Source organism: Actinomadura sp. ATCC 39365 (genome assembly GCF_054392275.1).
In genome coordinates this window covers 4,262,446-4,282,130 of the sequence record NZ_CP184335.1, presented here as the reverse complement: position 1 = coordinate 4,282,130, position 19,685 = coordinate 4,262,446, and the positions used below count along the sequence as shown (strand labels likewise).

The following is a 19,685-nucleotide window of genomic DNA, read 5'->3' as shown; positions in this document are numbered from 1 at the left end:
GCCGGGCGCCGGCGCAGGTCAGCTCCACCCGGCGGGTGGACCGGACGAACAGCGGCGTCCCGAGCCGGGTCTCCAGCGTGCGCACGTCCCGGCTGAGCGCCTGCTGGGCCAGGAAGAGCCGCGCGGCGGCGCGCCCGAAGTGCAGCTCCTCGGCGACGGCGACGAAGACGCGCAGCAGCCGGGGGTGCAGATCCACGACGCCACATTAACCACAAAAGCGCGTCAATCGCGATATTTCCGGTGTTGGACCGGGCACGGGCTTCACCACGACGCTGGGAAGCATGATCCGCCGCCTCCTGACAAGCCTGCTCCGCCCCGCGCCACCCGCTCCGGCCCAGGTCCGGGTGCTGTTCGGGCTGCCGCGGCCGCCCGGCGCCTGCCGCTGCCTGCTCGACCTCCCGCACGACCCGTCCGCCCATCCGGCGGGGCCCTGAGCCCGGTGCGGAACGCGGGAGCCCGTCCCGTTCGTTGGCCGGGCATGGCTGACATCCCCTACGACCGCAAAGAGCAGTTCAAGCAGATCGAGAGCGGCCTGCTCCCCGGGGAGCAGATCATCGCCGTCTACGACGCGATCGGGGCGGGCACCGGGTTCCTGGGGCTCACGGACCGGCGGGTGATCGTGCAGGACAAGTCGTTCGTGGGCAAGCGCATCGCGATCACCAGCATCCCCTACGCCAAGATCTCGGCGGTGAGCGTCGTGAGCAACAAGTCACTGGCGGGCGGGTTCTTCTCCTCGGGCGCCATCGCCATCCACGTCGGCACGCACACCTACGAGGTGGACTTCCGCGGCGACAACAAGGCCCACCACGTGCACAACGTCATCCTCCACTACATTTCGCAGACCTGATCGGCGTCACGCGTGGTCTCGTGGGCAGGGTTGAGCGTATTCTGCCGGTGATCACTAAGGGGGCGAGGTGCGGCGTTCCGTACGTGCCCGCGCGGCCGGTCTCGGCGTGCTGCTGGCGCTCCCGGCCTGCGCCGGGCCCGCTGGGCGGGACGTCCCGTCCGCTCCGGCGGTGAGCCTCACGGTCCAGGCCCGCTGCCCCCGGCCCGGCGGCGACGACCTGCGCGCCGAGCCCGTACGGTCACCGTGGCGGACGCTCCCGGCGGGCGACGGGCACGGCACGCTCGACCGGCTCGCGGTCGCCCCCGACGGGGCGGTGTGGGCGGTGCGTTCCGTCCAGCGCGAGACGTCCGCCGGGATGGAGACGACGTCCGGCGGGCTGGGCCGGTGGGACGGCGCCCGCTGGCGCACGTACGCGCTGCCGTCCCGGATGACGGTGGCCGCCGTCGGGGCGGTCTCGGGCGAGCGGGCGTGGGCCTTCGGGACCGGCGACGACGAACGTCCCGGCCTGGTCGCCGACGTCGCGGACGGCGCCGTGAGCGCCTCCACGCCGCTCAAGGAGGGCGCCTCGGCCATCGGCCTGCACGGCACCGCGGCGAGCGGCCCGTGGGCCGTGTCCGGGCGCGACGCGCTGCGCTGGGACGGCTCGGCCTGGCGCGCGTACCGGCTGCCCGCCCCGGCGCGCGCCCTCGGCGGCGAGGGCGCGGACGTGTGGACGGTGGGCGAGACCGCGCACGACCCCGCGGCCCGCTGGAACGGCGCCGCGTGGCAGGCGGTGCACCTGCCCGAGCCGGGGGCGCCCGAGGGCGCGCGGTCGGCCCGTACGGAGCTCGGCGACGTGGCCGTGCTCGGGCCGGACGACGTGTGGGTGGTCGGCGGGGTGTCCTGGTTCCCGCCCGACGAGTACGACGAGCAGGGCGAGCCCCTGGAACGCCGCCGCCCGCTGGCCCTGCACTGGGACGGCTCGGCCTGGCGGTGCCGCTGGGGCCCGGAGGGCGCGGCCTTCACCGAGGCCGAGCCCGACGGCCGGGCGGGGCTGTGGGTGCTCGACTCGACCCGCTCCCGGCTGCACCACTACGCGGCCGGCCGCTGGACGACGACGAGCGTGCGCGGCACGGTCACCGCCCTGGCCCGCCGCCCCGGCACGACCGAGGTGTACGCGGCGGGCTGGACCGGCCCCGAGGGCGAGCTGACCAGGCCCGCCCTCTGGCTCACCCGCTGACCCGCCACCACCCCTACATGCAGGTGAAGCCGTTGGGGGCCGCCCGGCAGAAGTCGCGCAGGTCGCGCAGCCAGGAGGCGGTGGCCGAGTAATTGAGCGCCAGGTCGTCGCGGTGGAGGCGGTGGTCGTCGGGCTCCTCGGTCACCTCGCCGTCGAGCCGGACCCGTCCGTGCTCGGGCAGGCCGCCCAGGTAGTCGTCGAGGAAGGCCGCGATGCGGCTCGCGTCGGCGCCGGTGAGCGTCATGCGGCCGTTGAAGCCGAGCAGGCACGCGGTCTCGGGGTCGAGCACCCGCGCCTCCTCCAGCAGGGACAGGGTCGGACGCCAGTTCCAGGCGTTGACGCTCAGGCGCCCGCCCTCGGGGGTCTCCAGGTCCCAGCCCACGCGCTCAGTCCCGGCGCAGGGAGGCGTAGAGGTCGAGGGTGCGCCGGGCGATGCGCTCCCAGGAGAAGTGTTCGACGGCCCTGGCCCGGCCGGCGCGGCCCATCTCGGCGGCCCGCGCCGGGTCGGCCAGCAGCGCGTTGACCCGCTCGGCCAGGTCGGCGGCGAACGCCTCGGGGTCGTGCGGGGTGCCGTCGGGGCCCTGGTCGATCGGCACCAGCAGGCCCGTCTCGCCGTCGGCGACCACCTCGGGGATGCCGCCGGTCGCGGTGGCCACCACCGGCGTCTCGCAGGCCATGGCCTCCAGGTTGACGATGCCCATCGGCTCGTAGACCGACGGGCAGACGAAGACCGACGCGTGCGTGAGGAGCTGGATGACCTCCGGCTTGGGCAGCATCTCCGAGATCCAGAGCACGCCGTCGCGGTCGAGGCCGCGCACCAGCCCGGTCACCTCGGCGGCGATCTCCGGCGTGTCCGGCGCGCCCGCGCACAGGACGAGCTGGGCGGCCGGGTCGAACGAGCGGGCGGCGTGCAGGAGGTGCACCAGGCCCTTCTGCCGGGTGATGCGGCCGACGAAGATCACGTAGGGCCGGTCGGGGTCGACGCCGTGCTTCTTCAGCACGTCGAGGCCGGGGTCGGGGGCGTACTGGGCGGTGTCGATGCCGTTGTGGATGACGGTGACCCGGCCGGGCGGGATCTCGGGGTAGGCGGCCAGCACGTCGCGGCGCATGCCCTCGCTGACCGCGATCACCGCGTCGGCGGCGGCCAGGGCGGTGCGCTCGGCCCACGACGAGACCGTGTAGCCGCCGCCGAGCTGCTCGGCCTTCCACGGGCGCAGCGGCTCCAGGCTGTGGGTGGTGACGACGTGCGGCACGCCGTGGAGCATCTTGGCGACATGCCCGGCGAAGTTGGCGTACCAGGTATGGGAGTGGACGACGTCCGCGCCCTCGCAGGCGGCGGCCATCTCCAGGTCGACGCCGAGCACCTGGAGGGCGGCGTTGGCCCGCTCCAGGCCGCCGGGCACCCGGTAGGCCGACACGCCGGGCTCCTCGCGATCGGCTCCGAAGCAGCGCACGCGGACGTCGGCCAGCTTGCGCAGCTCCCTGGCCAGGTACTCCATGTGCACCCCGGCGCCGCCGTAGACGTCCGGCGGGTACTCCCTGCTGAGCAGATCAACACGCATGCCCACGACCTTACGACGCGCCGGGCCCGCCGCCCTCCAGCGAGCGGCAAGTTTTGCGCCGACCATCAACTCCGGCACCGCACTTGTGAACCGACGCAAGCATAGGGAACACATCGATACAGCCCAATGTCGGTAAGTCCGGCCCCTGCTCTACGCGGATAAGTCAGGACACGGCGGCACAGCACAGTGCGCGGTTTCGTCGATAGAACGGCCATTTACGGGTAGCGTCCTGGACATGAGGTCCCGGAGGGTGCTTGCGGTTGTGCTGGCAGGTGGAGAGGGCAAGAGGCTCATGCCGCTCACGGCGGATCGGGCCAAACCGGCGGTGCCGTTCGGGGGGATGTATCGGCTGATCGACTTCGTGCTGTCGAACCTCGCGAACGGCGGCTTCCTGAAGATCGTGGTGTTGACCCAGTACAAGAACCACAGCCTCGACAGGCACGTCTCCCGTACCTGGCGGCTGTCGGCGATGCTGGGCAACTACGTGACCCCCGTGCCCGCCCAGCAGCGGCTCGGGCCGCGCTGGTTCTCCGGTTCTGCGGACGCGCTGTTCCAGAACCTGAACCTGATCTACGACGAGATGCCCGAGCACGTGATCGTGTTCGGCGCCGACCACATCTACCGCATGGATCCGCGGCAGATGGTCGAGCAGCACGAGGACTCGGGCGCGGACGTGACGGTGGCGGCGATCCGCCAGCCGCTGTCGCTGGCCGACCAGTTCGGCGTGATCGAGACCGACCCCGAGGGCCGCCGCATCGTGGCCTTCAGGGAGAAGCCGAAGGACGCCGTGGGCCTGGCCGACTCCCCCGACGAGGTCTACGCCTCGATGGGCAACTACGTCTTCAAGACGCAGGCCATGATCGACGCGCTGCGCGAGGACGCGCTCGACCCGACCAGCAAGCACGACCTGGGCGGCAACATCATCCCGATGCTGGTCAAGTCCGGCGGCGCGGACGTCTACGACTTCAAGAACAACATCGTGCCCGGCTCCAGCGAGCGCGACCGCGGCTACTGGCGCGACGTGGGGACCCTCGACGCCTACTACGAGGCCCACATGGACCTCATCTCCGCCCACCCGATCTTCAACCTGTACAACGACAAGTGGCCGATCTTCACCGGGCACGACCCGCTGCCCCCGGCCAAGTTCGTGCACAACGACGGCGACCGGGTGGGCCGGGCGATCGACTCGCTGGTCTCCCCCGGCGTGATCGTCTCGGGCGGCATGGCGATGCGCTCGATCCTGTCGCCGAAGGTCGTGCTCCACTCGCACTCGCTGGTGGAGGACTCCGTGCTGATGGAGAACGTCAAGGTGGGCCGGGGCGCGATCGTGCGCAAGGCGATCATCGACAAGAACGTGGTGATCCCCGACGGCGCGCGCATCGGCTTCGACCTCGACTACGACCGCACCCGCTTCGCGCTGACCCGCGGCGGGGTCGTGGTCATCGGCAAGAACGAGATCGTCGACCGTTAGGGCGCGGGAGGGGCCGGTCCGCGTTCGGGGCCGGCCGCGTACCGGGCGGCGGCGGTCCGGATCAGCCCGGCCGCCCGCGAGCGTGCTCATCGCGTGGCGGACGGCTCCGGGCCCGGCCGGTCGGCGGGGGGCGTGGGAGCACCGGGCGCCGCAGGCGCCCGGTAACGCAGGATCCCGGGCCACGCAGGGCGCGGCCCGGGCTCAGGTGATGCGACCTCAGATGCCGACGCCGGCGCCCAGGCCGTACGCCCAACCGCCCGGCCAGTAGCCGCGGCCCCCCCAGTAGCCCCAGTTGTAGCCGTCGTGGGGACGCCCGTAGTAGTCCCTGCGGTGCTCGCAGGCCTCAGCGTCACGGTGTCCGGCGGACACGCCCCACGGCGTGATGCGGAGCGCGGTCGAGTCGTCGGACGTGCTCAGGTCGCACTTCTCGTGGTGGTCGTTGGCGTTGGCCGCCCCCGCCATGCCGAACAGCGCGGCGACGGCGAAGCCGCCGGCCACGATGAGCTTGGCTTTCATGAATCCCCCTGGATCACGGAGTGACATCGCTGCTCACTGTACGTAATCGCCTCCGTACCGCCGTGTAACGCCACGCCAGGAAGGGACTCGGCGCTTTCCGGTGCCACCCCGGCGAAGTCCGGCCTTCTCCGGCCACTCCGGAATCCCCCGGAACGCCGGTCGCAGGGCCCGGACGCGTAGTCTGCTCCGGACGCCCGCCCGCACACGGCGGGGTCGCCGTGATCCGTCCGGAGAGGACCTCATGCCGCCCACACCGCCCGGCCCCTTCACCGGCCGCTCCGTCACCGACCTGGCCCGTGACCTGCGCGCCGGCCGGACCACCGCCGCCGAGCTGGCCCGGCTGGCGCTCGACGCGGCCGTCACCCTGGATCCCGCGCTCGGCGCCTTCGTCACCGTGGACCCGGTGGGCGCGACGGCCGCCGCCCGGCGCGCGGACCAGGAGCTGGCCGCGGGCACCGACCGCGGCCCGCTGCACGGCGTGCCGGTCGCCGTGAAGGACCTCATCGACGTCGCGGGGCTGCCCTGCACGATGGGGTCGCGGCACTTCGCCGGACACGTCGCCGAGGCCGACGCCGCCTGCGTGACGCTGCTGCGCGGGGCCGGAGCGGTGATCGTCGGCAAGACCACGACGCACGAGTTCGCGTACGGCCCCACCGGCGACCGCTCGGCCAACGGCCCCTCGCGCAACCCGCGCGACCCCGGGCGCATGTCCGGCGGGTCGAGCGGCGGCAGCGCGGCGGCCGTGGCGGCGGGCATGGTGCCGCTCGCGCTCGGCACCGACACGGGCGGTTCGGTGCGCATCCCTGCCGCTCTGTGCGGGATCGCCGGGTTCAAGCCCGCCTACGACGCGATCCCCACCGCCGGGGTGTTCCCCCTGTCCCGGACGTTCGACCACGTCGGCGTGCTGGCCGCGAACCCGCTGGACTGCCTGGTCGCCTACCGGCAGCTCGCGACCGGCGGGCCGCCGCCCGCCCGTGACAGTTCCGGTGAGGCGGCGGCGGCGGTGCGGGTGGGGTGGCTCGACCCCGCCGTCCTGTCGCCCTGCGACCCGCGCGTTGTGGCGGTGGCGCGGGCGGCGGCGGGCGCGGGGCTGGACGAGGTCCGGCTGCCCGGGGAGCTGGCCGAGGAGCTGCGGGAGACGTACGCGACGGTCCAGGGCGCGGAGGCGTCCGCCGTGCACGCCGACCGGATGGCCAGGGCGCCCGAGCTGTTCGACCCCGAGGTGCTCGACCGGCTGCGCGCGGCGATGGACCTGCCCGCCTGGGCCTACGTCAAGGCCCTGGACGAGCGGCCCGCGCTGGCCGCCGCGGCGGAGTCGCTGTTCGACGACCATGACGTGCTGGCGCTGCCGGCCGTGCCGCTCGTCGCGCCGCCGCTGGAGCAGCGTCAGACCGAGCTGGACGGGCGGGCCGTCGCCGTCCGGGCCGCGCTGCTGGCCCTGACCAGCCCGTGGAACGTGCTCGGCCTGCCCGCGCTGACCGTGCCGGCCGGCTCGGTGGACGGCCTGCCGGTCGGGCTGCAGCTCGTCGGCCGGCCCGGCCGGGAGGAGCTGCTGTTCCGGGTGGCCGGCTCACTGGGCGGGTGAGGAGAGGTGGGCCCCGGGCCGGCCCGGCGCAGGCCGGACCCGGGGGCGGGGGCTCGTGTCCGGCCGGGGGGCGCCATTCCCGTCGGCCAGGCCGAAGCCCACGGCCCTTTTCTTTCAGGGCCGTACGTCCGAGTGGCAGGATTCGAACCTGCGGTGCTCCTGCTCCCAAGGCAGGCGGGCTGACCAAACTGCCCCACACTCGGTCATGAAATCAACGAAGCCGCCCCGGCGGAGGCCGGGACGGCTTTCCTGGTCGATTCTCCGTGGAATCACCGGGAAAGCCTTGGCCGCAGCTCAGGCCGGTTGCCGGACGGCCTGGAGGGTCGAGGTCCGCACATGGCCGCCGCCTTTCTCGTCGTTTCGTGAATGTCGTTCCGGAACGAGATCAACGGTAGACCGGGGGCTGCCGGAAATGCCACGCATTTATCGCCGGTCGCGGTCCTGGTCGTTGGTCCAGGCCACCCCGGCGCGCGTTTCCGGGGCCTCGACGCGGAACCGGGGAAGGGCGTCCGGGTAGTTGTCGCGGACGAAATTGACGAGGAATTCGCGGACGTCGCACTTGAGGTCCCAGGAGGAGGGCGAATCGGCGGCGCTCATCAGGGCGCGCAGCTCGACCAGGCCGTTGGGCAGCACGTCGGTGACCTGGAGCGTCCAGTCCTTCTGGTCCCACAGCGGGTTGCCCTGGAGGAACTCGTACAGGGCGTCGCGCAGTTTGGGCACCGGCACCGCCCAGTCGACCCGCAGGAACACCACGGCGAGCACCCGGCTGCCGTGCCTGGTCCAGTTCTCGAACGGGTTCTGGGTGAAGTAGGAGACGGGCAGCACCAGCCGCCGCTCGTCCCACAGGCGCAGCACCACGTACGTGAGCGTGAGCTCCTCGATCCTGCCCCACTCCTTCTCCACCACGACCACGTCGTCCAGCCGCAGCGCGTCGCTGAAGGCCAGTTGCAGCCCGGCCAGCATGTTGCCGATGGTCGGCTGGGCCGCGATGCCGACGATGGCGCCCGCGATGCCGGCCGAGGCCAGCAGCCCGGCGCCGAGCGCCCGCACCTGCGGGAAGGAGAACAGCATGGCGCCGAGCGCGATGACGATGATGACCGCGGCGGCGATGCGGCGCACCAGCGCGATCTGCGTCCTGATCCGCCGCGCCCGGCGGTTGCGCTCGCCCTCGACGAGCACCAGCCGGTCGAGCACGACGTCCGTCAGCGCGTACGTCGCCTGGATGATCAGCCAGGTCACCGTGCCGATGGTGAGCAGGCCGATGACGCGGTCGACCGACTGGGCCATGCCGCGCTCGTCGGCCGTGTCCCCGAAGATGCCGGGAGCGAAGACCAGGTTGCAGGCCACCGTGGCGGCCACGCAGAACGCCGGCCACGTGCAGTGCTCGACCAGGTGGCGGGCCAGTGCCCATTTTCGTCCGACCCGGATCAGCACCCGGCGGACCACCTCCACCAGGAGCACCGCTCCGACCACCGAGATGACGAGGATCGGCCAGGCTGCCGGCGACTGCACGTTTCGCGCCCCCTATGTTGTAGAACGTCGCTTCAAGGTCACATTGCCCTCAAGCGCCACTCCATACGCACGGAAACGCCGTTTCGGCTAGTGGCCGTTCCCGCAACTGCCCCAGCACGTCGTGGCTCTGGTGCTGGCCAGCAGCCCCAGATCGCGCAGCACGGCCTGGGTGCGCTCGACCTCGGAGGTCAGCCAGAGGCGGAAGTCGTCCCCGCTCAGCGGGATCGAGGTCCACCCCGCCTTCCGGCACGCCCGCCGCCACGAGGCCGACGAGGTCACCTCGTCGCACATGCGCACGGCCGACTCCCTGCTGTCCTCCGACATGTTCTCGGGCCCGACGGCCGCGGCCCAGTCCGCGAAGTCCACCCGTACGCCGGACTCCAGCAGGGTGGGCACGTCGAGCTCCGGCACCCGGCGGGCGCAGGAGACGGCGAGAGCCCTGACCCGGCCGCCGTCGATGGCCGCGCGCCAGTCGCCGAGCAGGCCCGCCGCGGCCGCCGCCTTGCCGCCGAGCAGCGCCGAGACGGCCTCGTGGCTGCTGGGGTAGCCGGTGTAGTCCATCTGCCTGGTGTCGGCGCCGAGCCCCTTGGCGATCAGGCCGAACAGCAGGTGGTCGGGCTCGCCCTGCGGCCCGCCGGCCAGCATCGTCCCGCTCGGGTCGGCCCGCAGGTGGGCGCCGAAGTCGTCGAAGTCGGTGAAGCGGGAGTTGGCGGGCACGACGACGACCTCGACGTCGCCGGTGAGCCTGGACAGCGGGGTCGAGGTGTCCAGCAGCGTCTGCCCGTTGTTCAGCTCGGAGGCCGCCAGCGCGGGCAGGCCGGTCACGGTGATCCGCGTGCCGGTGGGCGACGCGCCGACGCCCGAGGCGCGCGCGGCGGCGGCGAACGCCTCGCCGACCCGGGCCCAGCGGTCGCCGCCCGCGACGATCGAGAACCGGCCCCTCGCGTCGGCGGGGACGCCGACGACGTGCTCCGTCCCGCATCCGGCCGCGCACGCCGCCGCGCCCAGGGTCCATGCCAAGAAACGCCGACGACGCATCCGCCCTCCCCCGACCTCCACGAGTACCGCCATTACCTGAAGTTATTGACAGTTCACTCGCTGTTACACATCGGGGTACGGTTGACCGAAATTTCGGCGTATACCGGAGTCAGTCCTGCTTCGTGGCCACCCCGGCCATCAGGGACGACGGCAGCGACCAGTCGCCCACCAGCTTGGGCCGGTCCGGCCGCCAGTCCACGGCCTGCACCAGGCCGGGCGGGTCGAGCGCGAAGCCGCCGAAGAACGCGCGGATCTCGGCCGGGCTGCGGTCGGCCCCGCCCGAGCCGGCCGAGCCGCGGCGGAACGGCCGCGGGTTCTCCTCGTCCGACAGGCGTCCCATCGAGGTGGCATGGGAGATCACCAGACGGCTGCCGGGCGCGACCGCCTCGCGCAGCGCCGCCACCGCGCCCTGCGGATCGGCCGCGTCGGGCAGGAAGTGCAGGATCGACACCAGCACGATCGCGACCGGCCGCGACAGGTCCAGGAACCGGCCCGCGCGGGCCAGCACCTCCTCGTGGTCGAGCAGGTCGGCCTCGAGGAAGGCGGCCCTGTCCGCCCCGGCGAGCAGGGCCCTGGCGTGCGCGGCGACCACCGGGTCGTCGTCGACGTAGACGACCCGGGCCTCCGGCGCGACCTCGTGCACGCTGCCCTGCGTCGGCAGCCCGCTGCCCAGGTCGATGAACTGGGTGATCCCCGCGGCGGCGACGTAGCGCACGGCACGCTGGAGGAAGGCCCGGTTCGCGCGGGCCAGCGGGACCGCCTCCGGGACCAGCTCGGCGAGCTGGTCGATCGCCAGGCGGTCGACCGCGAAGTTGTCCGTCCCGCCGAGCATGTAGTCGTACATGCGTGCGAGATTCGGAGTGTGGGGGTCGAACTGCCGCACAGTAATGAATTTATGTGGTGCGCAGCCGGATAACACTACCCTGCGAGGATTGTGGCTGAATTTATTCCACAGTCACGCTCTTGGCGAGATTGCGAGGCTTGTCCACGTCCCTGCCGAGGGCGACCGCCGCGTGGTAGGCCAGCAGCTGGAGCGGGATCGTCAGCAGCATCGGGTCGAGCTCGATCTCGTTCTTCGGGATCACGATCACGTCGTCGGCCAGCTTGGCGTCGGGCTCGCGGTGGCCGACCATGAGCACCTGGCCGCCGCGGGCGCGGATCTCGCCGAGCGTGGTGAGGTTCTTGTCGAGCAGCTCGTCGTCGGGGACGATCGCGACCGTCGGCATGTCCGGGCCGATCAGCGCGAGCGGCCCGTGCTTGAGCTCGCTGGCCGGGTACGCCTCGGCGTGCACGTACGAGATCTCCTTGAGCTTCTGCGCGCCCTCGCGGGCCACCGGGTAGCCCCTGACCCGGCCGACGAACATCATGCTCGGGTGCTTGGCGTACTTCTGCGCCAGCTCGGCGATCTTGTCGCCCTGGGCGAGGATCTCCTCGATCTGGCCGGGCAGCCGGCGCAGGCCCTCCACGATGCGCCGCCCGTCGGCCGGCGACAGGTCGCGCACCCGGCCCAGGTGCAGCGCCAGCAGCGCGAAGGCGACCGAGGTCGAGGTGAACGCCTTGGTCGAGGCGACCGACACCTCGGGCCCGGCGTGCAGGTAGATGCCGCCGTCGACCTCGCGGGCGATGGCGCTGCCCACGGCGTTGACGATGCCGATCACCCGGCCGCCCTTGCGCTTGAGCTCCTGGACGGCGGCCAGCGTGTCGTAGGTCTCGCCCGACTGGCTGATCGCGACGTAGAGGGTGTCGGGGTCCACGACGGGGTTGCGGTAGCGGAACTCGCTGGCCGGCTCGGCGTCGGCCGGGATGCGCGCCAGCTCCTCGATGAGCTGCGCGCCGATCTGCCCGGAGTAGTACGCCGACCCACAGCCGATGATCTTCACCCGGCGGAACGAGCGCGTCTCGCGGGCGTCCATGTTGAGGCCGCCGAGGTGGGCGACGTGGAAGCGCTCGTCGAGGCGGCCGCTCATCGTGCGGGTCATCGTCTCGGGCTGCTCGGAGATCTCCTTGAGCAGGTAGTGCTCGTAGCCGCCGGTGTCGTAGTGGCCGGCGTCCCAGTCGACGGTCAGCGGCTCCTTGGCGGTCTCGCGGGCGTCGCTGGCGAAGGTGTGGAAGCCGTCGGCCTTGAGCACGGCCAGCTCGCCGTCCTCCAGGTGCACGACCTGGCGGGTGTAGCGGACCAGGGCGGCGACGTCGGAGGCGGCGAACATCTCCTTCTCGCCGATGCCGAGCACGATCGGGCTGCCGTTGCGCGCCACGACCACCTCGCCCGGCCGCTCGGCGTCGATCACCGCGATGCCGTACGTGCCGACGATGTTCTTGAGCGTCTTCCTGACCGCCTCCTCCAGGGAGTCGTTCTCGTCGGCGGCGCGGGCGATCAGGTGGGCCAGGACCTCGGTGTCGGTCTCGGACAGGAACTCGACGCCGTCGGCCTCCAGCTTGGCGCGCAGCTCGCCGGCGTTCTCGATGATGCCGTTGTGCACGACCGCGATGCGCTGGTCGGCCGACAGGTGCGGATGCGCGTTCTCGTCGCTGGGCACGCCGTGGGTGGCCCAGCGGGTGTGGCCGATGCCGTGGTTGCCCTTGAACCGCACCGGCACGACCTTGGCCAGGTCGGCGACCCGGCCCTTGACCTTGCGTACCTTGAGTCCCTTGTTCGACACCACGACCCCGGCGGAGTCGTAGCCCCGGTACTCAAGCCGCTGCAGCCCTTCCAGCAGGATGGGCGCCGCGTCCTTGGGGCCCACGTAGGCCACGATTCCGCACATCGAGGTCTCCTCTTATCCGTAGACGATCCTGCGGAGCTGCCGCAGCGACAGCTCTGGTGCCGCTACCCGGCGTGCGGGTAACTCGGCGGCGATCCGGGGGAAGATCTCGTCGTTGGTCAGGCCGCGGGCCTTGAGCTCGCCGTGACGGCGCCGTACGAACTCCTCGACCGGCTCGGAGAAGTACGACAGCACGTCGGCGACCACGCGGGCCGCCTCTCCTGGGCCGAGCGCGCTCGTCCGGGTGAGATGGGCGATGAGGTCTTCATAGGGATGCCGCGCCGTGGACACAGACGAGGACATTACGCATCTGGAGCGAGACACGCCAACATCCTGCCCGGAATCGGGCAGGATTTAACTCCAGAGCGCTACCACTTCTCCCCTGCCGCTCGCCGACGGGCGGGCGGACGGATCCCGCGGTTCTCATCCGTATCATCCGACCCGTCTGACACATCCCTTTCTGGGAATGGTTACGTTCAGTGATCGAACAGTGTCGTTCCGTGGGGAGATCTCATGCAGCTCCGGCTTGCCGCCGTCCTGGCCACCAGCTTGTCCGCCGGTGTGTGCGTCGTCGCCGGCGGTCCGGCCGCTCCCGCTGTCATGGGCGGCACGGGCGTCCGGGATCAGGGGCGGCAGGCCGACTTCGCGGCCGCCGCGGCGGAGTTCGGGGTGCCGGTCAGCGTGCTGCTCGGGGTGTCGTACCTGGAGTCGCGGTGGGACGCCAACGGCGGGCGTCCCAGCACGGCCGGCGGGTACGGCCCGATGCACCTGGTGGACGCCGTGCCCGCCGGGCAGGCGGGCACGGCGGGCACGGTCGCGGAGGGCTTCGCGCCGGGCGACGCCAGGGGCGACGACAGCCGCCCGCTGCCCCGGTCGGCGACCCGGCCGGTCAGCCGGCCGGCTTCCCGGTCGCCCCGGTCGGCTTCCCGGTCGGCTTCGCAGGCGGGGGCCCGGTCGGCGGCACGGTTGATGGCGGGGTCCGGCACGTCGGCGGCCTCGGCGCCGGACGCCACCCTGGCCCTGGCCGGGCGGCTGGCCGGGGTCGCGCCGCGGGCGCTGCGCGCGGACCCGCGCGCCAACATCAGGGGCGGCGCCGCCCTGCTCGCCTCCTACCAGCGCCACCCCAGCCCCGACCCGGCCGACTGGTACGCGGCCGTCGCCCACTACGCGGGCACCCGTGACCCGCTCGCCGCGCGGTCGTTCGCCGACGAGGTGTTCGCGGTGATGGGCGAGGGCGTCGCGCGGCGCACGGACGACGGCTACGACATGCGGCTGGACGCCGTGCCCGGCCTGCGCCCGCCCGCGGCGCCGGCGAAGATCGCGGACGGCGACGACTCCGATGAGGACGACGACCCGTTCTTCTTCTCCGACATGGAGCCCGAGGGCGACGACGACTCCGAGTCGGCCGACGAGTCCGACTGGGACGTGCCCGCGCAGGACGAGATGCCGCTGACCGCCGCCGACTCCTCCGCCGGTTCGTCCGCCGAGTGCCCGAGCAGCCTGCGGTGCGAGTGGATGCCGGCCGCGTACAAGAGGTACGGCAGGAAGAAGGACCGCGGCTACGGCAACCACGACCGGGTCGAGGGCCGCCGCCAGGTCGACTACATCGTCATCCACGACACCGAGGGCGGCTACCAGGGCATCCCGTCGATGGTCGGCAACCCGAGGTACGTGAGCTGGCACTACACGGTCCGCTCCCGGGACGGGCACGTCGCCCAGCACGTGCCGACGAAGGACATCGCCTGGCACGCCGGCAACTGGGACTTCAACACCCGCTCGATCGGCATCGAGCACGAGGGCTACCTGGCCAGGGGCTCCTGGTACACCGAGGCGATGTACCGGTCGTCGGCCAGGCTGGTGCGCTACCTCGCCGGCCGGTACGGCATCCCGCTCGACCGCGCCCACATCCTCGGCCACGACAACGTGCCGGGCGCCACGGCGCAGGCGGTCGCCGGCATGCACGAGGACCCCGGCCCCTACTGGGACTGGGCCCACTACTTCGAGCTGATGAACCACCCGATCAAGGGCGACGGGACGGGCTCGTCGGTGATCATCCGGCCGACCTACGACGACAACCGGCCCTACTACACCGGCTGCGCCAGCACCAAGCCCGGCCGCCGGTGCCCGGAGCACGGCGCGGCCAGCGTGTGGCTGCACACCGGGCCGAGCGAGAGCGCCCCGCTGGTCACCGACGCCGGCAAGCACCCCGGGAAGCCGAGCACGTACAGCGTCTACGACCACAGCGCCCGCGCCTCGACCGGGCAGCGGTTCGCGGTGGCCGGACGGCAGGGCGACTGGACGGCGATCTGGTACCTGGGGCAGCGGGCCTGGTTCCTCAACCCGTCCGCCGCCCCCACGGCCGTGCCGGCGACGGGCCCGCTGGTCACGCCGCTGGCCGCGGGCACCAAGGTGTACGGCCGCGCCTACCCGGAGCGGTCGGCGTACCACGGAGGCGGGGTCCAGCCGTTGACGCCGCTGCAGTACCGGATCGGGCCGGGGCAGTCGTACTCGCTGGGGGCCACGGTCACCGGCTCGTTCTACTCGGCCAGCGCCTTCAACCCGGCCAGGCACGTGCGGGTCACGGGGTCCGTCCGGTACCACCAGATCCAGCTCGGGCATCGTGTCATGTTCGTCCAGGCCAAGGATGTGCGCGTCATCCGCTGAATTTCGCCCCACGGGGCTCGGGCTGCGCACGGGCACTCCGCGAAGACGATATGGTTTTCCCGTGGCCCCGCGAGTTCGCGGGGGATTCACGCGGAAGTGGCTCAGTGGTAGAGCATCACCTTGCCAAGGTGAGGGTCGCGGGTTCGAATCCCGTCTTCCGCTCGGAGTCAAACTCCTGGTGGAGTGGCCGAGAGGCGAGGCAGCGGCCTGCAAAGCCGTCTACACGGGTTCAAATCCCGTCTCCACCTCGGTGGTACAACGGACTCTTCTGGGTCCGGTAAAGTTAAGAGCGCCATGCGGAAGTGGCTCAGTGGTAGAGCATCACCTTGCCAAGGTGAGGGTCGCGGGTTCGAATCCCGTCTTCCGCTCTGAGTGACAACTCAACAAAGGACGATTAGCTCAGCGGGAGAGCGCTTCCCTGACACGGAAGAGGTCACTGGTTCAATCCCAGTATCGTCCACCCACGCTCGTCGGGAGTCAGACCGGGTTTCGGTCCGGTCCGGACAGCGGTCAAGCCCCAGCGAACGGCAGACGCCGGACGGCTGGGGCTTCTTCGTTTCGAGGGCCGGGCCCCGCCTTCCGGGCAAAGCCCGCCCGTGGCTCCAGACACTCATCCCCAGGCGGTCGCCCATCGGACCGCCGGCCCCAGGGCCTGTACGGAGTTCGGCTCTCCAGGCCAGCGGCTCGTCCGGCAGGTCACGCCCCACAGGCTGCCGGTACGGCACCGCCACGTCACCGCGGTGAACAGCCGCCGCAGATCCGGTCTCGGGTCGCGCTCACCCAGCGGTCGATCAGGGACCGTTCTTCGCCGGTGAGGTCTCCCCGCCATGTTCGATGGCCTGCCCATACCCCCCGCGCTGTCGCGCGGCCTGCGCCAGTGCCTTGGTGCCGGGGATTCGGTGTATCGCGGGCGTATCGAAAAGCGCATACGCCACCGCAACACTTCCCCGTCTTCAGTAGAGGCACCGATCACATGGTGGTGATCGGCTGCCGACGGCGGTCGCGGTCAGACCTGCAGCGGTCGGTTCGTCGTCAGGAAAGGACCGTGATCATGGGCTCGGACTCTGTGGGTGGCGTCGGCCGGCGGCGGCTGCTCGGGTGGAGCGGGCTCGCGGCGGCCGGCGTGGTGGCGGCCGGCGCGCCACTGGTGGGCGGCCGGCCCGGCAACCGACAGCACCGTCCGGCCGCAACCGGCCCCGGCATCCCGCCGGACACCCGTCCCGGCGGAGCCTACGACCGGTACGTGGCGAAGCTGGCCGCGGAGGGCAGGTTCTCCGGCGTGGTGCTGCTGTCGCACCGGGGCCGGACGGTGCTGTCCCGCAGCTACGGCATGGCGGACAAGGAGAAGGGGATCCGCAATCACGAAGGCATCGCGTTCAGCCTCAGTTCGGCGGGCAAGCCGTTCGGCGCGGTGGCCGTCCTGCAGCTGGTGCAGCAGGGCAAGGTGAAGCTGTCGGACACGGTGGGCACCCACCTGACGGGTTACGCCAAGGACGTCGCCGAGCAGGTGACCGTCCACCACCTGCTCTCCGGCACCTCCGGGCTGAACACCCCGGAGGAGGACCCGCAGCGTATCTTCCGGAGCCGGGAGGAGGTGCACGAGTTCTACGAGCAGTGGGCCCGGAAGGCGAAGCTGGTGGCCGCCCCCGGCACCCCCACCGAACACGCCGGCGCCGACGTCGTCATCCCGGCGCTGATCGTGGAGGCGGTGACCGGCAGGACGTACTGGGACTACGTCGAGGAGAACATCTTCAAGCGCTGCGGCATGACCGGCTCGGCGTTCTACACCAGGCGGCAGTGGCTCACCGATGCGCACATCGCGCACCCTCACATGAGGCTGGCTGACGGCAGCGTGGTGGACGCCGTCCGCAACCTGGGCAAGAGCAGCTCGAACCAGTCCACGCCGGGCAGGAACCCGGGCCGCAGCTTCATCGACGTCCCCGGGGACGGGGGCTTCGCCACCGCACCGGATCTGGTCCGGTTCGCGCACGCCCTGAGCGAAGGCACGGTGCTGGAACGGCCCTACGCCGAGGTGCTCACCGCGGCCGAGTTCCCCCACGGGCGGCAGTCGTTCGGGGCCTACCACATGCCGGTCCGCATCGTCAGCGGTCAGTGGGTGCACGGGCGCGCCGGCGCCAACCCCGGTGTCGGCGCCAGCTGGAACATCTACCCGTACACCGGCTGGGTCGGTGTCATCCTCAGCAACACCGACGGCGGGACGCTGCAGGAGCTGACCGGGCGGGAGGTGCAGGCTGTCACCGGAGGCACGCCTGGCGGCGGCGGGGGCGGCTGAGGTGGTCCGGCGGCCGGCACAAGGAAAGACGGCGTCGCCTGCCCTGAGTCCGCGCGCGTCCCGGCTTGGCGCGGCGGAGTCGCCGCAAGCTCGTCAATCTGGTGGCCACTCCTTTGAGAGACCTTCAAGCGAGCGAGGAGGAGTTGGCATGGATCGCATGGTGGAGATCCCCCCGCTGACGCCGTGGAGGACCGGCGTTCCAGTTCTGGGGTCGCCGGCTCACGGCAGCACGCCCATGTACGCCATGTTGCTCATGGACAGGCCTGTGCTCATGACCCGCTTGCGCAGTTCGCTGCTCAGGTGTGTCTCCTCGAGCCGCTCAACCGTGACGAGGGCGGACGGCCATCTGGCCGATTCCAGCCGGATCTCAGAGGGCTCTCTTCGCGATACGTGCCAGCCATGCTGCTTCAGCCGATGTTCGGTTTCGGTGACCACATCCTGCTTCGCGTTTCCGTCGAGGTAGATCACGAGGTCGCTCATCTCGATGTAGTTGTTCTCCCACTCGTGCGCCACGATGCTGTCCTCGCCGACGACCCGGCCGATGGCCCGTAGCTCCGCGAGCATGGCCGGGTCTATGCGTGATATGCGGGGGCCGAAGAAGAAGTGCAGCGCGGCCCACACCAAGCCCATCACCACGAGGAAGACAGCTATCAGAACCACAGGCGCTGTCACGGCGCTCTTCGGGCGGTTGCGTCCGTACGACCGTGTCATGCCACCTGCACCTCCGCGATCATGCGTCCAGTCGGTACGCCCGGCGAGCGCTGCCGAGGGCACCATCGTTCCTTCGCGCGCCGGAACGGATCTTCAAGATCCTCTCAGAACGGCAGGACCTGGTTGATCGCGGACGTCGCGTCGGGCGTAACCCTGATCATTGCCATCCAACGTCGATGATCAGTAGGTTCGTGCCAGCGAAGTGCCTGTGCGTCAAGGAAGGTGCGGATGAGTTTCCGGCTGGCGGCGTACGCGGTGTGCATCGAGGACGAGCGGGTGTTGCTCGCTCGCCACGTACCACCCACGGGCGAGTCTGCCTGGACTCTTCCCGGCGGCAAGGTCGAACACGCGGAGGATCCGTTCGACGCGGTGATCCGGGAGATCGCTGAGGAGACCGGTTGCGACGCGGTGGTCGAACGCCTGCTGGGCGTGGACTCCCGGGTGATCCCCGCCGCCGTCGCCCGTGTCGGTGCCGAGCACCAGAATGTCGGCATCTTCTACCAGGCCCGCATCACCGGCGGCGAACTACGGCCGGAGCCGAACGGCGAGATCGCGGAGTCGGTGTGGACTCCGATCGCGGACGTCGCCGGCCTACGCCGATCATCGCTCGTCGACATCGGCCTTGCCCTGGCACAGACCCTTCCGGCGACCGGCCACGTCGCTCCCGTCCCAGTCGGTGGCCTGATCCAGCATTGAGGCCACCGCCAACATCTGCCTAGCCCCCCGACCGCCGTCCGACTCCTGATCGGCAAGGCGATGACGGTGGCCGGGCTGCAGGGGTGAGTTGCGCCATATCGTGATCAACGGGGCGGGTGAGAGCGGCCCGATGAGCGGCGACCCCGCCATCGCCCAATGGGTGCGGAAAACCGGCACGAGGGTTCCCGCGAGCGCGTACGGCGGCATGTCCGACGAGGGCGGCGGTGAGCTGTAACGGCTCGGCTGAGGGGGGAGGCCGAGCGGGCGGATCACGCCCAGGGGGTCGGGGCTTCGCCGGTGGTGGCGGCGTCGAGTGATCGCAGGGCCGCCCGGCTGCCGGCGATCAGCTCGGGGTCGCCTCCGGCCGTGCGCAGGGCCAGGGCCTCCAGGAGCACCTCGCGGGCCTCCTCCTTGCGCCCCAGGTCGGCAAGGGTCTTGCCGAGGTGTTGGAGCGGGAAGCACACCATCTCGGGTGCTTCGTCGCTCGCAAGGGTGAGCATCGCGCGGCAGAGGGTTTCCGAGGCTGCCGCGTCACCTGCGTACCGATGGGCGTCGGCCAGGTTGAGCGACGCGGCGATCCGCCTGCCGGTCGTGTCCGCCAGGTCGAGCGCACGGCTGAGGCAGCGGATAGCGTCGCCGTACTCGCCCAGAACCAGCAGCCCGACCCCGAGCGCGCGCAGCGTGCTGTGATCGGCGGGGTCCCGGGCGCGGGCGGAGTCGACGAGCGTGGTGAGCAGGCCACGGTCGCGGGGGACCATCCGTTGGCGTTCGTCGTAGGTGATGAGCTGGTTGACTGCTTCGAAGAGCAC

19 protein-coding genes, 5 tRNA genes and 1 pseudogene are annotated in these 19,685 nt (G+C 71.5%); 13 read left to right on the top strand and 12 right to left on the bottom strand.

The window, feature by feature from the left end; all coding sequences use genetic code 11:
• Nucleotides 1-19: 19 nt before the first annotated feature.
• Nucleotides 20-196: pseudogene (locus tag ACNF49_RS21150) on the bottom strand (LysR family transcriptional regulator); the annotation flags it as partial.
• An 85-nt stretch (nt 197-281) separates the two neighbouring features.
• On the opposite strand from ACNF49_RS21150, the gene ACNF49_RS21145 reads away from it, so the two are divergent.
• The 3 genes from ACNF49_RS21145 to ACNF49_RS21135 all read left to right on the top strand — a co-directional run bounded on the left by ACNF49_RS21145 (nt 282) and on the right by ACNF49_RS21135 (nt 2,066).
• Nucleotides 282-434: a hypothetical protein gene (locus ACNF49_RS21145; RefSeq protein ID WP_357964378.1), complete on the top strand. Its 153-nt coding sequence runs from the start codon at nt 282-284 to the stop codon at nt 432-434.
• Nucleotides 435-478: 44 nt separating this feature from the next.
• The gene (locus ACNF49_RS21140) at nt 479-847 is read left to right on the top strand and encodes a PH domain-containing protein (protein WP_357964379.1); all 369 of its coding nucleotides are present in this window, start codon (nt 479-481) and stop codon (nt 845-847) included.
• 67 nt (nt 848-914) lie between these two features.
• Nucleotides 915-2,066 (top strand): hypothetical protein, encoded by a 1,152-nt coding sequence (locus tag ACNF49_RS21135; protein ID WP_357964381.1) that lies wholly within the window; start codon nt 915-917, stop codon nt 2,064-2,066.
• A gap of 13 nt (nt 2,067-2,079) precedes the next feature.
• On the opposite strand, the gene ACNF49_RS21130 is transcribed toward ACNF49_RS21135, so the two are convergent.
• Nucleotides 2,080-2,448, bottom strand: coding sequence for a hypothetical protein (locus ACNF49_RS21130; RefSeq protein WP_357964383.1), 369 nt, complete (start codon nt 2,446-2,448; stop codon nt 2,080-2,082).
• Between the two features lie 4 nt (nt 2,449-2,452).
• The gene (glgA, locus tag ACNF49_RS21125; RefSeq protein WP_352329860.1) at nt 2,453-3,628 is read right to left on the bottom strand and encodes a glycogen synthase; all 1,176 of its coding nucleotides are present in this window, start codon (nt 3,626-3,628) and stop codon (nt 2,453-2,455) included.
• 235 nt (nt 3,629-3,863) lie between these two features.
• Here glgA and glgC point away from each other — a divergent pair, with 235 nt between their 5' ends.
• Nucleotides 3,864-5,099 carry a glucose-1-phosphate adenylyltransferase gene (gene glgC / locus ACNF49_RS21120; RefSeq protein WP_352329862.1) on the top strand — a complete coding sequence of 412 codons (1,236 nt, stop codon included), beginning with the start codon at nt 3,864-3,866 and terminating at the stop codon, nt 5,097-5,099.
• 216 nt (nt 5,100-5,315) lie between these two features.
• On the opposite strand, the gene ACNF49_RS21115 is transcribed toward glgC, so the two are convergent.
• Nucleotides 5,316-5,615 carry a hypothetical protein gene (locus ACNF49_RS21115; protein WP_482944759.1) on the bottom strand — a complete coding sequence of 100 codons (300 nt, stop codon included), beginning with the start codon at nt 5,613-5,615 and terminating at the stop codon, nt 5,316-5,318.
• Between the two features lie 241 nt (nt 5,616-5,856).
• Here ACNF49_RS21115 and ACNF49_RS21110 point away from each other — a divergent pair, with 241 nt between their 5' ends.
• Entirely contained in the window at nt 5,857-7,200 is a 1,344-nt protein-coding gene (locus ACNF49_RS21110; RefSeq protein WP_482944758.1) for an amidase, read from the top strand.
• Between the two features lie 127 nt (nt 7,201-7,327).
• On the opposite strand, the gene ACNF49_RS21105 is transcribed toward ACNF49_RS21110, so the two are convergent.
• The 6 genes from ACNF49_RS21105 to ACNF49_RS21080 all read right to left on the bottom strand — a co-directional run bounded on the left by ACNF49_RS21105 (nt 7,328) and on the right by ACNF49_RS21080 (nt 12,803).
• Nucleotides 7,328-7,403, bottom strand: a tRNA-Pro gene (locus ACNF49_RS21105).
• A gap of 220 nt (nt 7,404-7,623) precedes the next feature.
• On the bottom strand, nt 7,624-8,712 hold the full coding sequence (locus ACNF49_RS21100; protein WP_357964388.1) for a mechanosensitive ion channel family protein: 1,089 nt from the start codon (nt 8,710-8,712) through the stop codon (nt 7,624-7,626).
• An 87-nt stretch (nt 8,713-8,799) separates the two neighbouring features.
• Nucleotides 8,800-9,750 carry a Bug family tripartite tricarboxylate transporter substrate binding protein gene (locus tag ACNF49_RS21095; RefSeq protein ID WP_482944757.1) on the bottom strand — a complete coding sequence of 317 codons (951 nt, stop codon included), beginning with the start codon at nt 9,748-9,750 and terminating at the stop codon, nt 8,800-8,802.
• A gap of 109 nt (nt 9,751-9,859) precedes the next feature.
• Entirely contained in the window at nt 9,860-10,633 is a 774-nt protein-coding gene (locus ACNF49_RS21090) for an SAM-dependent methyltransferase (protein ID WP_498702787.1), read from the bottom strand.
• A gap of 61 nt (nt 10,634-10,694) precedes the next feature.
• Nucleotides 10,695-12,515, bottom strand: coding sequence for a glutamine--fructose-6-phosphate transaminase (isomerizing) (glmS, locus tag ACNF49_RS21085; protein WP_357964393.1), 1,821 nt, complete (start codon nt 12,513-12,515; stop codon nt 10,695-10,697).
• Nucleotides 12,516-12,527: 12 nt separating this feature from the next.
• Nucleotides 12,528-12,803, bottom strand: a complete 276-nt coding sequence (locus ACNF49_RS21080) for a hypothetical protein (protein ID WP_357964395.1) — start codon at nt 12,801-12,803, stop codon at nt 12,528-12,530.
• Nucleotides 12,804-13,025: 222 nt separating this feature from the next.
• Between ACNF49_RS21080 and ACNF49_RS21075 the strand changes: the two genes are divergently transcribed.
• The 6 genes from ACNF49_RS21075 to ACNF49_RS21050 all read left to right on the top strand — a co-directional run bounded on the left by ACNF49_RS21075 (nt 13,026) and on the right by ACNF49_RS21050 (nt 17,469).
• Nucleotides 13,026-15,176, top strand: coding sequence for an N-acetylmuramoyl-L-alanine amidase (locus tag ACNF49_RS21075; RefSeq protein ID WP_482944755.1), 2,151 nt, complete (start codon nt 13,026-13,028; stop codon nt 15,174-15,176).
• A 90-nt stretch (nt 15,177-15,266) separates the two neighbouring features.
• Nucleotides 15,267-15,338: transfer RNA gene (locus ACNF49_RS21070), tRNA-Gly, on the top strand.
• Between the two features lie 15 nt (nt 15,339-15,353).
• A tRNA-Cys gene (locus ACNF49_RS21065) sits at nt 15,354-15,424 on the top strand.
• Nucleotides 15,425-15,472: 48 nt separating this feature from the next.
• Nucleotides 15,473-15,544, top strand: a tRNA-Gly gene (locus tag ACNF49_RS21060).
• Between the two features lie 20 nt (nt 15,545-15,564).
• Nucleotides 15,565-15,636 (top strand) — tRNA-Val (locus ACNF49_RS21055).
• A 591-nt stretch (nt 15,637-16,227) separates the two neighbouring features.
• Nucleotides 16,228-17,469 (top strand): serine hydrolase domain-containing protein, encoded by a 1,242-nt coding sequence (locus tag ACNF49_RS21050; protein ID WP_482944754.1) that lies wholly within the window; start codon nt 16,228-16,230, stop codon nt 17,467-17,469.
• Nucleotides 17,470-17,688: 219 nt separating this feature from the next.
• On the opposite strand, the gene ACNF49_RS21045 is transcribed toward ACNF49_RS21050, so the two are convergent.
• Nucleotides 17,689-18,180, bottom strand: a complete 492-nt coding sequence (locus tag ACNF49_RS21045; protein WP_482944753.1) for a hypothetical protein — start codon at nt 18,178-18,180, stop codon at nt 17,689-17,691.
• A 228-nt stretch (nt 18,181-18,408) separates the two neighbouring features.
• On the opposite strand from ACNF49_RS21045, the gene ACNF49_RS21040 reads away from it, so the two are divergent.
• Nucleotides 18,409-18,876, top strand: coding sequence for an NUDIX hydrolase (locus ACNF49_RS21040; RefSeq protein WP_482944752.1), 468 nt, complete (start codon nt 18,409-18,411; stop codon nt 18,874-18,876).
• A gap of 100 nt (nt 18,877-18,976) precedes the next feature.
• On the top strand, nt 18,977-19,111 hold the full coding sequence (locus ACNF49_RS21035) for a hypothetical protein (protein ID WP_482944751.1): 135 nt from the start codon (nt 18,977-18,979) through the stop codon (nt 19,109-19,111).
• 34 nt (nt 19,112-19,145) lie between these two features.
• Here the strand turns inward: ACNF49_RS21035 and ACNF49_RS21030 are convergent, their stop codons facing one another.
• Nucleotides 19,146-19,685, bottom strand: a complete 540-nt coding sequence (locus ACNF49_RS21030; protein WP_482944750.1) for a hypothetical protein — start codon at nt 19,683-19,685, stop codon at nt 19,146-19,148.

Bases quoted from the DNA above. Each gene is read 5' to 3' on its own strand.
- ACNF49_RS21145 (WP_357964378.1), top strand. From the start codon at position 282: ATGATCCGCCGCCTCCTGACAAGCCTGCTCCGCCCCGCGCCACCCGCT.
- glgC (WP_352329862.1), top strand. From the start codon at position 3,864: ATGAGGTCCCGGAGGGTGCTTGCGGTTGTGCTGGCAGGTGGAGAGGGC.
- ACNF49_RS21095 (WP_482944757.1), bottom strand. From the start codon at position 9,750: ATGCGTCGTCGGCGTTTCTTGGCATGGACCCTGGGCGCGGCGGCGTGC.
- ACNF49_RS21110 (WP_482944758.1), top strand. From the start codon at position 5,857: ATGCCGCCCACACCGCCCGGCCCCTTCACCGGCCGCTCCGTCACCGAC.
- ACNF49_RS21050 (WP_482944754.1), top strand. From the start codon at position 16,228: ATGGGCTCGGACTCTGTGGGTGGCGTCGGCCGGCGGCGGCTGCTCGGG.
- ACNF49_RS21045 (WP_482944753.1), bottom strand. From the start codon at position 18,180: ATGACACGGTCGTACGGACGCAACCGCCCGAAGAGCGCCGTGACAGCG.
- ACNF49_RS21040 (WP_482944752.1), top strand. From the start codon at position 18,409: ATGAGTTTCCGGCTGGCGGCGTACGCGGTGTGCATCGAGGACGAGCGG.
- ACNF49_RS21075 (WP_482944755.1), top strand. From the start codon at position 13,026: ATGCAGCTCCGGCTTGCCGCCGTCCTGGCCACCAGCTTGTCCGCCGGT.
- glgA (WP_352329860.1), bottom strand. From the start codon at position 3,628: ATGCGTGTTGATCTGCTCAGCAGGGAGTACCCGCCGGACGTCTACGGC.
- glmS (WP_357964393.1), bottom strand. From the start codon at position 12,515: ATGTGCGGAATCGTGGCCTACGTGGGCCCCAAGGACGCGGCGCCCATC.
- ACNF49_RS21140 (WP_357964379.1), top strand. From the start codon at position 479: ATGGCTGACATCCCCTACGACCGCAAAGAGCAGTTCAAGCAGATCGAG.
- ACNF49_RS21115 (WP_482944759.1), bottom strand. From the start codon at position 5,615: ATGAAAGCCAAGCTCATCGTGGCCGGCGGCTTCGCCGTCGCCGCGCTG.